This is a genomic window from Mesorhizobium sp. M6A.T.Ce.TU.002.03.1.1, from assembly GCF_003997275.1.
Lineage (GTDB): Bacteria > Pseudomonadota > Alphaproteobacteria > Rhizobiales > Rhizobiaceae > Mesorhizobium > Mesorhizobium mediterraneum.
The window spans coordinates 1-11,605 of the sequence record NZ_RZTI01000164.1; the positions used below are offsets into that span (position 1 = coordinate 1).

Annotated in this window: 11 protein-coding genes and 1 pseudogene; 9 read left to right on the plus strand and 3 right to left on the minus strand. The window is 61.0% G+C overall.

Going from position 1 to position 11,605, the window contains the following annotated elements:
- A pseudogene (locus tag EOC93_RS29815) lies at nucleotides 1-226 on the minus strand (DUF4893 domain-containing protein); the annotation flags it as partial.
- A gap of 123 nt (nucleotides 227-349) precedes the next feature.
- Here EOC93_RS29815 and EOC93_RS29820 point away from each other — a divergent pair.
- Nucleotides 350-1,273 (plus strand): NAD(P)-dependent oxidoreductase, encoded by a 924-nt coding sequence (locus tag EOC93_RS29820; RefSeq protein ID WP_095486703.1) that lies wholly within the window; start codon nucleotides 350-352, stop codon nucleotides 1,271-1,273.
- Between the two features lie 8 nt (nucleotides 1,274-1,281).
- Here EOC93_RS29820 and EOC93_RS29825 read toward each other — a convergent pair whose 3' ends face one another.
- Nucleotides 1,282-1,908, minus strand: coding sequence for a DUF1638 domain-containing protein (locus EOC93_RS29825; RefSeq protein WP_095486702.1), 627 nt, complete (start codon nucleotides 1,906-1,908; stop codon nucleotides 1,282-1,284).
- Between the two features lie 57 nt (nucleotides 1,909-1,965).
- On the opposite strand from EOC93_RS29825, the gene EOC93_RS29830 reads away from it, so the two are divergent.
- On the plus strand, nucleotides 1,966-2,106 hold the full coding sequence (locus EOC93_RS29830) for an entericidin A/B family lipoprotein (RefSeq protein ID WP_095486701.1): 141 nt from the start codon (nucleotides 1,966-1,968) through the stop codon (nucleotides 2,104-2,106).
- A 274-nt stretch (nucleotides 2,107-2,380) separates the two neighbouring features.
- Complete coding sequence (locus tag EOC93_RS29835; protein WP_095486756.1) at nucleotides 2,381-2,593, plus strand: hypothetical protein; 213 nt, start codon at nucleotides 2,381-2,383, stop codon at nucleotides 2,591-2,593.
- Nucleotides 2,594-2,794: 201 nt separating this feature from the next.
- Here the strand turns inward: EOC93_RS29835 and EOC93_RS29840 are convergent, their stop codons facing one another.
- Complete coding sequence (locus EOC93_RS29840; RefSeq protein ID WP_095486700.1) at nucleotides 2,795-3,493, minus strand: B12-binding domain-containing protein; 699 nt, start codon at nucleotides 3,491-3,493, stop codon at nucleotides 2,795-2,797.
- 271 nt (nucleotides 3,494-3,764) lie between these two features.
- Here EOC93_RS29840 and EOC93_RS29845 point away from each other — a divergent pair, with 271 nt between their 5' ends.
- The 6 genes from EOC93_RS29845 (at nucleotide 3,765) to EOC93_RS29875 (ending at nucleotide 11,366) form a co-directional block, all read left to right on the plus strand.
- Nucleotides 3,765-5,339: a trimethylamine methyltransferase family protein gene (locus EOC93_RS29845; protein ID WP_095486699.1), complete on the plus strand. Its 1,575-nt coding sequence runs from the start codon at nucleotides 3,765-3,767 to the stop codon at nucleotides 5,337-5,339.
- A gap of 923 nt (nucleotides 5,340-6,262) precedes the next feature.
- Complete coding sequence (locus EOC93_RS29855) at nucleotides 6,263-7,078, plus strand: hypothetical protein (RefSeq protein ID WP_127206405.1); 816 nt, start codon at nucleotides 6,263-6,265, stop codon at nucleotides 7,076-7,078.
- A gap of 20 nt (nucleotides 7,079-7,098) precedes the next feature.
- Entirely contained in the window at nucleotides 7,099-7,770 is a 672-nt protein-coding gene (locus EOC93_RS29860) for a hypothetical protein (RefSeq protein ID WP_095486697.1), read from the plus strand.
- A gap of 103 nt (nucleotides 7,771-7,873) precedes the next feature.
- Nucleotides 7,874-8,605 (plus strand): dienelactone hydrolase family protein, encoded by a 732-nt coding sequence (locus EOC93_RS29865; RefSeq protein ID WP_127206406.1) that lies wholly within the window; start codon nucleotides 7,874-7,876, stop codon nucleotides 8,603-8,605.
- 89 nt (nucleotides 8,606-8,694) lie between these two features.
- Nucleotides 8,695-9,249, plus strand: a complete 555-nt coding sequence (locus EOC93_RS29870; RefSeq protein ID WP_127206407.1) for an RNA polymerase sigma factor — start codon at nucleotides 8,695-8,697, stop codon at nucleotides 9,247-9,249.
- A gap of 2 nt (nucleotides 9,250-9,251) precedes the next feature.
- Nucleotides 9,252-11,366 carry a VWA domain-containing protein gene (locus EOC93_RS29875; protein ID WP_127206408.1) on the plus strand — a complete coding sequence of 705 codons (2,115 nt, stop codon included), beginning with the start codon at nucleotides 9,252-9,254 and terminating at the stop codon, nucleotides 11,364-11,366.
- Nucleotides 11,367-11,605: the final 239 nt, after the last annotated feature.

Consider the following 11,605-nt stretch of genomic DNA (forward strand, 5'->3'; position numbering starts at 1 on the left):
TGTCGGAAAACGAGACCAGCGGCTTTGCCAGCAAGGCGTCGAGCTGCTTGACCTCGGCGGCGTCGCCGGCCTTGGCTTCATCAAGGGCGGCCTTACGCGTCTCATCATATTTGTCGAGCCTCACCTTGTCGGCGGGCGTGATCAGCTTCTGCACCTCGCCATCGGCGAGCGCGGGCAGGGCGAAGCAGACAACGCCTGCGGCGGCAATCAAGAGGCGAGCAATCATCGGTGCGTTTCCCGGTCGATGGCTGGAACAGCCTGTTTTCTCGTTTGGCACATAACTTACCCGTTCGCGGAGGCCTGTCATCCGTGCTTAACAGCGGCCAGGTTAAAATTCGTGGTTTCGCCGATGCGGATCTTGCTTACGGGATCGTCAGGCTGGCTGGGCAGCGCGCTGGCGCCGCGCCTGCGGGCCCTTGGCCATGACCTCGTCGGCCTCGATCCCGTCCCGTCGGTGCAAACGCAGGTGATCGGCTCGGTCGCCGACCGTGATCTGGTCATGCGGACGGTCAGCAAAAATCACATCGAGGCGATCATCCACAGCGGCGCGCTGCACAAGCCTGACATCGAACACCAACGTAATGAGGATTTCATCGAGACGAATGTGCGCGGCACGCTCAACCTGCTCGACGCGGCGGTGGCATCAGGCATTCAGCGCTTCGTCTTCACGTCGACGACCTCGCTGATGATCTCGAAAGCCATACGCGCCGGCTTGACCGGCGGTGCGCGCAAGGCCGCCTGGTTGACGGAAGACATGTCGCCCGAGCCGCGCAACATCTACGGCGTCACCAAGCTTTCGGCCGAACATCTTTGCCGCCTCTATCACATTCAGTCCGGACTGCCGGTGATCGTGCTGCGCACCGCAAGGTTTTTTCCCGAAGCAGACGACATGGGGCATGCGATCGAGCAGTCGGACGCCAACATCAAGGCCAATGAGCTGTTGTTTCGCCGGCTGACCGTGGAAGATGCCGCCGAGGCTCATGCCGCGGCGCTGGAGAAGGCGCCACAGCTAGGCTTCGACATCGTCATCGTCTCAGCGCCAACGCCGTTCCGACCCGACGATTGCGAGGCATTGATCGCCGACGCACCGTCCGTCGTGGCGCGCTATTTTCCGGAATTTCCGGCACTCTATGCGCGGAAAGGCTGGACGATGTTTTCCTCGATCGACCGTGTCTACGACGCCTCGCGGGCGAGGGACAGGCTGGGCTTCGTCTGCAAGACGAGCTTTGCCGATGTGCTCGCCGCGCTTGCAGCGGAAGAAGGGACCGCCTGATCGAACGGTCAGCCGTGTGCGGCGCTGGCCAGCTCCGCCGTCAGGTCGCCATAACCGGTCGAGCGGCGCTCATAAGCGAGGCCGAGCATTTTCGCGGCCTTCTCGGCGACCTTGTCGAGTTCCGGATCGTCGGTCTGGGCGATATAGATCAGCTTCTCGTAATTGCCGAAATAGTCCTTGATCAGCTCCGGATGCCTGTCGAGGCCGAGCGGCTTCATGAAGAAGGCGTCGAACTGGCGGCACAGGAAGTCGGTCATGTAGAACGACATCATGTCGTCATCGGCGACCTTCGCATAGGCGTCCATGCCCTGGTAGAAGGCAAAGCAATGCGGCCCGGCCATGCGTTTGACGCCATGCTTCTCGCAGACGCGGTCGAGCAGGCCGCCGGTGCCGCAATCGGCGTAGCCGACGAAGATGTTTCTATAGCCATCCGCCTTGGCCTTCTCGATTGCCTTGTCCATGGCCGGCGCGATGCGGTCCGGGTAGAAATGGAACTCCGCCGGCAGGCAGGTCAGGTCGAGATGGTCGAGCCCCAGCTGCTCCTTGACGGCCAGAACTTCGCGCGCAATCATCCCGCAGGCGATGACGAGCAGCCTGTCGCCTTGATCGGGTTGTAGTTTTTGCACGGCGCTCATAGAACCGGGTTTCGTTGCTATTTGTTTCGAATCTATCGAACGAGGGAGACACCGTCCATGAAACTGTTGCGCCTTACACCCATTGCCATTCTCGCTTGCGCCCTGGCACTTTCGGCCTGCGCCAACACCGTCCGCGGCGTCGGCAAGGACGTCAAATCGACAGCAAACGCGGTTGAGGACACCGTCGAGAATCCCTGATCCGCAATCTCATCAACGCGCATCGCGATCAACGTAGTTCAAGCGATGCGCGTTAAGTCCTTGTAACATCTGGGAACAGCAAAGTCGCGCTGCAAGGCGCGACTCGGTTTAGTGTGCATGCCGAATTCGCCGAGATCGGGCCGAGGCGCGGACGTCGTGTCCGCCTGTTGCAATTGTTTTCTTCGGGGGCAGGCACGAAAATTTGACTTTTCGAGCAGGGGATATGCCGTTACCCTTTTCTAGTACCCTCAACAACGAAACTAGGAGCCTTACGATGAAGACCGCTCTCTTAGTTGTCGCCGCTCTGGGCCTTTCTGTGTCCGGCGCCGCAGCGGAATGTGTTGGCCACACCAAAACGACGGCTTCCGTAGATCAGCAAACCAAAGCTGCAAGCGTAGATCAGCAAACCAAAGTCGCAAGCATTGCAAATACGACAACTGCCGACACGCCGGTCCTGAAAAAGGAAGAGGCGAAAGAGTCAGAATAGGCGTTTCAACCCGCCCGAACGCCCCGAGCAAGGCTTGCCGCGCTCAACGTCCCGTTTAATGGTTTCATCGGGTATGTTCGCTACGCGGATCGCTGTCGCTTACTAAATGTTTTGACATGCCAGCGTTACGCGCCGCATCGGCCTTTATCATAGCATCAGTACGGGCTTCCGTACTGATGCTCCTGTCTTCTCCTCGCCAGCTCAGGCCGAAGCGCGGACGTTGTGCTTGCGCTTCATGAAGTCCTTGGCGGTCTCGACCGCCACGGCGGCGTCGCGGCAATAGGCGTCGGCGCCGACGGCCTTGCCGAACTCCTCGTTGAGCGGCGCGCCGCCAACCAGCACGACATAGTCGTCGCGGATGCCCTTTTCCTTCATCGTGTCGATGACGACCTTCATGTAGGGCATGGTCGTCGTCAGCAGCGCTGACATGCCGATGATGTCGGGCTGGTGCTGCTCGATGGCGTCGAGATATTTTTCCACCGCATTGTTGATGCCGAGGTCGATGACGTCGAAGCCGGCGCCTTCCATCATCATGCCGACAAGGTTCTTGCCGATGTCGTGGATGTCGCCCTTGACGGTGCCGATCACCATCTTGCCCTGCTTAGGCGCGCCGGTGGCGGCGAGCAGCGGACGCAGGATGAACATGCCGGCTTTCATCGCGTTGGCGGACAACAGCACTTCCGGCACGAACAGGATGCCGTCGCGAAAATCCTCGCCGACGATGCGCATGCCTTCGACCAGTGCCTCGGTCAGCACCTTGTAAGGCGCCCAGCCGCGCTCGAGAAGGATATTGGTGCCTTCCTCGATCTCTTCCTTCAGCCCGTCATAAAGGTCGTCGTGCATCTGCTGCACGAGCTCGTCGTCGGAAAGCTCGGAAAGGATGATCTCGTCGTCGGCCATTTTTAATCCAGCTCCTTGCCGCACGGATACAGTTGCGGGGCCTCAAATATCACGTCAATACCTAACCCGCTACAGCCTTGCGTCCATAGCTGATTTGCGACTTCCCGCAAAAGGAAAGCGACCGCAAATCTATTGGAATTCTTGTCGATTTTGCGACAGGCGTTGGCGCTGGCGGGCCGTTTCGAATAGGGTGCATGGCTACGATCCGGCCAGAAGGCGCAATATGCGGCCGTAACAATTATGCCAGAACAAAAGTCAGGGAAGAACGATCATGAGTGAGAACGCGCCGGTCGACCAGGAAGCGTCAAACGCGCGGCGCGGACGTGCCGCCAGCGGTGGTGCCGCTGCCCGGCGGGCAGCGCGCTCGGGTGGCGGCCCCGGCACCCAGCTCACCTACATCAAGCGCAAGATCAACGTCTATGAGGTGCTGGACGAGGAAGGGCTGGCGCTGATCGAGAAAAACACCGACACGGTGCTCGAAGAGATCGGCATCATCTTTCGCGACGACGCCGAGGCGCTGCAGCTGTGGAAAGAGGCCGGCGCCGACGTCAAGGGCGAGCGCGTGCATTTCCCGAAAGGCCTCTGCCGCTCGCTGTTGAAGACAGCGCCGTCCGTCTATACCCAGCACGCCCGCAATGCCGAGCGCTCAGTGCAGATCGGTGGCAACGCCACCGTCTTCGCGCCGGTCTACGGACCACCCTTCGTGCGCGACCTCGACGGCGTCAGGCGCTATGCAACGATCGAGGATTTCCGCAATTTCGTGAAGCTCGCCTATATGGCGCCGTCGATCCACCATTCGGGCGGCACGGTATGCGAGCCGGTCGACGTGCCGGTCAACAAGCGCCATCTCGACATGATCTACAGTCATATCAAATATTCGGACAAGCCGTTCATGGGCTCGGTCACCGCGCCGGAGCGCGCCGAGGACACGGTGGCGATGGCAAAAATCGTGTTCGGCGACGATTTCGTCGAGAACAACACGGTGCTGACCAGCCTGATCAACGCCAATTCGCCGATGGTGTTCGACGAGACCATGCTGGGGGCGCTGAAGGTCTATTCGCGCCACAACCAGGCCTGCATTGTCACGCCGTTCATCCTCGCCGGCGCGATGAGCCCGGTGACGGTCGCCGGCACGCTGACCCAGGTTCTGGCCGAAGTGCTGGCCGGCGCGTCGTTCACGCAGCTGATCCGGCCGGGCGCACCGGTGCTGTTCGGCACCTTCGCCTCGTCGATCTCGATGCAGTCGGGCGCGCCGACCTTCGGCACGCCGGAGCCGTCGCTGGTTTCCTATGGCGCGGCGCAGCTCGCGCGCCGGCTCGGCTTGCCGTTCCGCACCGGTGGTTCGCTGTGCGCCTCGAAAGTCCCGGACGCGCAGGCGGCGTACGAGAGCGCCAACACGCTGAACTCGACGATCCTTGCCGGCACCAATTTCGTGCTGCATTCGGCCGGCTGGCTCGAGGGCGGGCTCGCCTCCTGCTACGAAAAGTTCATGATGGACATCGACCAGCTCGGCATGACGCAGAAGTTCTCGGAAGGCGTCGACCTGTCGGAAAACGGCCAGGCGATGGATGCCATCCGCCAGGTGGGTCCAGGCAGCCATTATCTCGGCTGTGACCACACCCAGGCCAATTTCCAGACCGCCTTCTACCGTTCCAACATCGCCGATAACAATTCCTACGAGCAGTGGTTGGCCGAAGGCGAAAAGACCGCGCCGCAGCGCGCCAACGAACTCGCCCGCCGCTGGTTGGAAAGCTACGAGGCGCCGTATCTCGATCCGGGCATCGACGACGGGCTGAAGGATTTCATCGGCAGGAAAAAGGCGTCAATGGCCGACGCCTTCACCTGAAAGGAGCCCGAGTCAGGCGGGGCTAAAGTCGCCAACATCATCCACAAGGAAGTCTGGCGGAGCGCCTTCTCCGACCCGGACCGAAAGGGATGATTTGAGTCCGCCCCTCCGACGTCTTCGGACATCGCTTGCCCGGAGACCGATATGGCTCGAAGGAAGGTTTTCAAGGGTGTTGCGATCGATATCGCCAGATCGTTCGTGAGCCGTAACAACGACGTTAATGGCTACTGGGGCGTTGGCAAACTCCATTCATTGGCACAAGAAAATTCGACGTCCAAAATTCGAATAGACCTGTCAGAAGAGTCTTCCGCGACATTGCCAGCCTTCGCTTCGATGATAGGACGGTATCGTTCCATGATTGAGGCCCAAGCCGCGGTTCGCGGCTTGAAACTTCAAACTTGTTCGATCGAGGTGGAGTTTGACCTGTCTCGGAATATCATTGATGCCCCTGTCTGCTCGGATGACGAAAACGGGTTTAGGTGCTGGTTGACGATCGTCGATGATCGGGGGAAGGCTTGGAGCCATATGGTCTCGGGGTGTTCCCGCCCTCACGATCCGAAACGAGAGTCACGCAGCTTACGAGCTTCATAAGGCGACTATGTCCGATGTGACGTCCTTTGGGTTGCAATCTCACGGGTCGCGACCTCGTTATGAAGGCGTTGGCAAGGCCTTGGCCGCTCACGGTCTCATGCTTCGCGGTGGGTTCAATTTCGCAGTATGTGAAGCGCCTCCACCTAGCCCCTCTGGCGCTGCCGCCAGATCCGTCTTGCTGGTGGGGCAGGCGGGCGCCGCGCCATGGCCGCATTTCCTGCGTTGGCGGGGGACGACCGTGATCAATCCGCTCAGCGACCGGCAGCCAGCATGTTGGTGGCCACCGCGATCCCGTGCTATTCCGCTCGCCTAGCTGAAGGCGTTCACCTTTGATGGATGAGCGATTTATCGGGGGACGGGTGCGGATGCCTTTCAATCCAGTCAGGCGAAACCGGAATATTGGCACGCCGAAGCAGGGCCATGGGCAAAACAACCGCATGATCGTTCCCCGACCGTGGATATCCGCTGGATGGTGTGCGGCGCAGCTCAATCCTGGCCAGATGCTGCGCAGGACGGTGAATGGCAGTGACGTAACACTCATTGTCGAAAAGACGAGCGGTGGGTGTGTTCACGCATGCTCGGTCGAAGATGTGGTCTTCCTTCTCTCTCATGTTCCTCTCGCTGACTGGGCCGGGCTGGAAACATTTGTCTTGCGCCAACCGACGCGAAAAGCGCGCGTACTCAGACCGGCGTGGGGGCGAATGTTTTATTATGCCGATCTTGGTTTTCGCGGATCCTCCATCGAAAAAAGTGGTCCGGCCTTATTTTTGGAAGCCTGTAACGTTGGCGACACCATCGAATGGTCCACATCGCTGGACCCTGAGGATGCGGCAGAGTTGGACAGACTTCGTTTGGATGGTCACAAAGTCAGCCGGGTTGGGAAGAAGCATCTCGTTTCCACCTCACTCGATTCCGTGCGAGCCACGCAGCTCTATCGCACGCTTCTGCATGAGATCGGTCACTGGGTTGATTGGCTTGGAAAAGTGGAAGCGCCGTTCGCCCAAGGTGAGGACTACTCAACACTTTATGACCGCTATTTTGCCCGGCCCAAAGGTGAAGTAGAGGCGTTTGCGCATCGCTACGCCGATAATTTGCGTGAGACGCTTGAGAAAAGGGGAGTAATCCCGTTTTCAAGGATCGAAGGGTGACAGAGTTCCTTGAGCACAGCATGGTCGAAACCGTCGCGGCTGCGCTTTCCGCTCACGGTCTCATGCTTCGTGGCGGCTTCAATTTTACGGACGGCGAGCAAGCACCTTCCGGTCTCTCTGGCGCTGCCGCCAGATCCGTGCTGTTGGTGGGGCAGGCGGGCGCTGCGCCGTGGCCGCATTTCCTGCGCTGGAAAGGAAGCCAACCGCAAACCATCGCCAATCCGCTCGATACGTGGTCGCGTGAAGTGATCGGCGCGGTGGCGAAGAAATTCGGCGCGCGTGCCGTGTCACCGTCCGACAGGCCGTATCTGCCGTTCCAGCAATGGGCGAAGCGGGCGGAGGGACTGAAGCCGTCGCCGCTCGGCATCCTCATGCATCCGCAATACGGGCTCTGGCACGCCTATCGCGGCGCGCTGCTGTTCGAGGACGAGATTGCGCTCCAAGAACCTCGCGACGTGATTCACCTTTGCGATGCATGTCTGGAAAAACCTTGCCTGAAATCCTGTCCGGTCGACGCGTATTCTGCGGATGGTTTCGCGCATGAAACGTGTCTGGCGCATGTGCGTGGGCAAAACGGCGCGCCTTGCCGAACCGGCGGTTGTCTCGATCGCAACGCCTGTCCCTATGGCACGGCCTATCGCTATCCCCCAGAGGCTCAAGCTTTTCACATGGCGGCGTTTGCGCGTCTTTAGCATCGCCGAATGCCGCACGGAATCTTGAATGCGGTTGCCTCATTACGACTTGCCCTGACGGACTGCGCGGATATCTATCGCACGACAAGTCAAAGGAGTGGTGATGGCGAAGCGGGACATTCAGATCAAAACCAGCGACGGCTTGGCAAAAGCCGGTCTGTTCCGCTCGGCAGCCCCGGCCAAGGCGGCTATCATCCTCTATATGGACGCTTTTGGCCCGCGGCCGGCGCTCGACCAAATGGCGGAACGGCTTGCAGGCGACAATTACGCGGTATTGGTCCCGGACCTTTTCTACCGCAACGCGCCCTACGGCCCTTTCGAGGCCACGACCGCATTCAGCGACGAGAAGCGCAAGGCCGTCATCACGGGTCTTCTCAGCGGCACGACCCAGGACATGACCATCCGCGACAGCGGCGCTTTCCTCGATGCGCTCGATGCCGAAGGCGTGGCCGGACCAGTCGGCGCCGTCGGCTATTGCATGGGCGGAGCGCGGGCGCTGAATGCAGCCGCGGCCTATCCCGACCGCATCGTTGCCGCCGCCAGTTTCCATGGCGGCAATCTGGCGAGCGATGCTGCCGACAGCCCGCATCGGAAGGCTGCGTCGATCAAGGCGCGGGTCTATGTCGGCACGGCTGGTGTGGACCGCAGCTTCCCACCCGAACAGTCGGCGCGGCTGGCCGAAGCGCTGCGCACGGCCGAGGTCGACCACGTCATCGAAAACTATGCCGGCATGGCGCATGGCTGGTGCGCGCCGGACCACAGCGCCTTCGATGCAACCGGCGCTGAGCGCCACTGGAAGCGGCTGACGACGCTGTTCGCGGAGACGCTCGGGTAGGGCGCAGATGGTCTTCAAGTGACCGCCTCCCAAAAAATTTCTTCCATCATCCCAAGGAATCGCCATTAGCCTTCGTCCAACAGGCAATGATGGCGATGATGCTGGATGAAAGCGAAGCCTCCGACGCCGAGTTGATCGGGCGGGCGAAGGACGGAGACAGGGGGGCTTTCGGCAAATTGCTCGAAAGGCACTATGACTTCGTCTATCGCGCCGCCTATCGCTGGTGCGGGAAAAAGGCCGACGCCGAGGATGTCGCCCAGGAAGTCTGCATCCGGCTTGGCCGGGCGATCCGCGATTATCATGGCAGCGGCGCCTTCACCACCTGGCTCTACACCATGACGCTGAATGCGGCACGCGACGTGATGCGCAAGACCGCCCGCGAGACGGTCAAGACCGACGCCTACGGCGCTTACGCACTGATCTCGGGAGAAGCCGAGCCTGAAGATCCGACCGAGGCGCTTTGGGCGGCAGTGCGGATGCTGCCGGGCAAGCAGCGCGACGCGGTGCTGCTCGTCTATGGTGAAGGGCTGAGCCACGCAGCCGCTGCCGAGGCGATGGGGATCTCGGAGACGACGGTTTCCTGGCACATCCATGAAGCGAAGAAACGGTTGCAGACGCTCGTGCGTTCAACCGGGGAAGTGTGATCATGGTCGACGACAACGAACTCAAGAGGCTGCGCGATATCGCAGCACCGGCACCGGGTGCCGACGCAAAGGCGCGTGCCTTCGAGGCTGCCATGCGCGCCTACGACCTGGACGAAAAAACTTCACCTGCCACCCAAGGATCGGCGAACGGGCTTCGTCTCATAGAGCGAGCACAAAAGCTCTGGAGCGAAATCATGCAAAAGAAACTCTTCGCCACGCCGGCCATTGCCGGGCTCGTCGCCCTGCCGATCGCCGGATACGCCACCATCTATATGCTGCAGGAGCAGCCGTTCCATTCCGGCGGGGACGAGAAGATCACCGAAACGCTGGCCGACAAACCAGCGGCTAAAGCGCCGGCCACGGTGAGGCCGCTCACCGTGGCCGAGGCCGACAAACAGAAGAAAGCTGATGTCGACGCCGAAAGCCGCGCCGCGGCCGAGGCGCTTGCGCCGGCATCGCCGCCGAAGCCCCAATCGAATGCGCTGGGTGGCCTGGTGGAGCAGGATATGCTGGCTCGCAATGCGCCCGAGCCCTCGCCTCGCGAGGCGCTGGCTGGCGGTTCAAGTACCACGGCTCCTGCAGCCGATGGCGCCGCGCAGATTGGCCGTGTGCCCGGTACTGTCGCCCAATCCAGGTTGATGGCTCAGCCTTCGACCGCACCAGCCGACCAGATGCTGCTGCCGGAGCAAAACCGCGACCGCGTCGAGGATTTCAAGACCAATCCGGTGCGTACGGCGCGCGAAGACCCGGTCTCGACCTTCTCGATCGATGTCGACACGGCCTCCTATTCCTTCGTGCGGCGTTCGCTCAGGGAAAGTGTTGTGCCGCAGGCCGACACGGTCCGCGTCGAGGAGATGATCAACTACTTCCCTTATGACTGGAAAGGACCGGACACTGCCTCGACGCCGTTCAACTCGACCGTCAGCGTCATGCCGACGCCATGGAACGAGCATACCAGGCTGATGCATGTCGCCATCAAGGGTTTCGACGCCAAGCCGGCCGAGCAGCCCAAGGCCAATCTGGTGTTCCTGATCGACGTGTCGGGCTCGATGAACGAGCAGGACAAGCTGCCGCTCCTGCAGTCGGCCTTCCGGCTTCTGGTCAGCAAGTTGAGGCCCGACGACACAGTCTCGATCGTCACTTACGCGGGTGACGCCGGCACTGTCCTGGAGCCGACCAAGGTCTCGGAGAAGGACAAGATCCTCAATGCCATCGACACATTGACGCCCGGCGGCTCGACGGCCGGCGAGGCGGGCATCAAGGAAGCTTACCGGCTGGCGCAGAAATCCTTCGTCAAGGACGGGGTCAACCGAGTGATGCTGGCCACGGACGGCGACTTCAATGTCGGCCAGACCAACGATGACGATTTGAAGCGGCTGATCGAGCAGGAACGCAAGACCGGCGTGTTCCTGTCGGTGTTCGGTTTTGGCCGCGGCAATCTCAACGACCAAATGATGCAGACCATTGCCCAGAACGGCAATGGCACCGCTGCCTATATCGACACTTTGGCGGAGGCCGAGAAGGTGCTGGTCGAGGATGCGTCCTCGACGCTGTTCACCATCGCCAAGGACGTGAAGATCCAGGTCGAGTTCAACCCGAACAAGGTCTCGGAATACCGGCTGATCGGCTATGAGACGCGCGCCTTGAACCGCGAGGATTTCAACAACGACCGCGTCGATGCCGGCGAGATCGGGTCCGGCCATTCGGTCACCGCGATTTACGAGATCACGCCGAAGGGCAACGGCGGCGAGAAGATCGATCCGCTGCGCTACGGCCAGGCGTCGGTGAACAATGGCGGCGTCGCCAACGCCGACGAATATGCCTTCGTGAAGATCCGCTACAAGCTGCCGAACGAGGATGCCTCGAAGCTGATCACCACGCCGGTGACATCAGCCAACGAAGTGGCTGATTTCAACCAGGCCAGCACCGACCAGCGGTTCTCGGTTGCCGTCGCGGCGTTCGGCCAGAAGCTGCGCGACGAGGATGCGACCGCGAAGTTCGGCTACGACAAGATCGTGGAGATTGCCACTGCCGCCCGGGGAGCAGACCCGTTTGGGTACCGGTCCGAGTTCCTCTCGCTTGTGCGCCTTGCCTCGGCGCTTGGCGGCAACCGGTAGTGGCGATACGGCCGGTTTTCTTCAGATGGGATCGTTCTGATACGGGATAACCGACCCACGGGCGGGTGAGGTAGGCCGGCAGGGGGAAACCTTGCCGGCCTTTTTCAGCATTGTAATTCCGACATTGGTCGTGACGCCTCGACGAAAGTGCCGGGTAGCCGAAAGCGTCAGGCGCGGCTGCGCCGGCGCTCGCGGCGGGCTTCGCTGGTCTCGGCTGTGTTGACCGTGGCCTGCTTGTT

Coding starts and splice junctions, on each gene's coding strand:
- EOC93_RS29845 (WP_095486699.1), top strand. CDS start 3,765: ATGAGTGAGAACGCGCCGGTCGACCAGGAAGCGTCAAACGCGCGGCGC.
- EOC93_RS29820 (WP_095486703.1), top strand. CDS start 350: ATGCGGATCTTGCTTACGGGATCGTCAGGCTGGCTGGGCAGCGCGCTG.
- EOC93_RS29875 (WP_127206408.1), top strand. CDS start 9,252: ATGGTCGACGACAACGAACTCAAGAGGCTGCGCGATATCGCAGCACCG.
- EOC93_RS29840 (WP_095486700.1), bottom strand. CDS start 3,493: ATGGCCGACGACGAGATCATCCTTTCCGAGCTTTCCGACGACGAGCTC.
- EOC93_RS29870 (WP_127206407.1), top strand. CDS start 8,695: ATGGCGATGATGCTGGATGAAAGCGAAGCCTCCGACGCCGAGTTGATC.
- EOC93_RS29865 (WP_127206406.1), top strand. CDS start 7,874: ATGGCGAAGCGGGACATTCAGATCAAAACCAGCGACGGCTTGGCAAAA.
- EOC93_RS29855 (WP_127206405.1), top strand. CDS start 6,263: ATGGATGAGCGATTTATCGGGGGACGGGTGCGGATGCCTTTCAATCCA.
- EOC93_RS29825 (WP_095486702.1), bottom strand. CDS start 1,908: ATGAGCGCCGTGCAAAAACTACAACCCGATCAAGGCGACAGGCTGCTC.
- EOC93_RS29835 (WP_095486756.1), top strand. CDS start 2,381: ATGAAGACCGCTCTCTTAGTTGTCGCCGCTCTGGGCCTTTCTGTGTCC.
- EOC93_RS29830 (WP_095486701.1), top strand. CDS start 1,966: ATGAAACTGTTGCGCCTTACACCCATTGCCATTCTCGCTTGCGCCCTG.
- EOC93_RS29860 (WP_095486697.1), top strand. CDS start 7,099: ATGGTCGAAACCGTCGCGGCTGCGCTTTCCGCTCACGGTCTCATGCTT.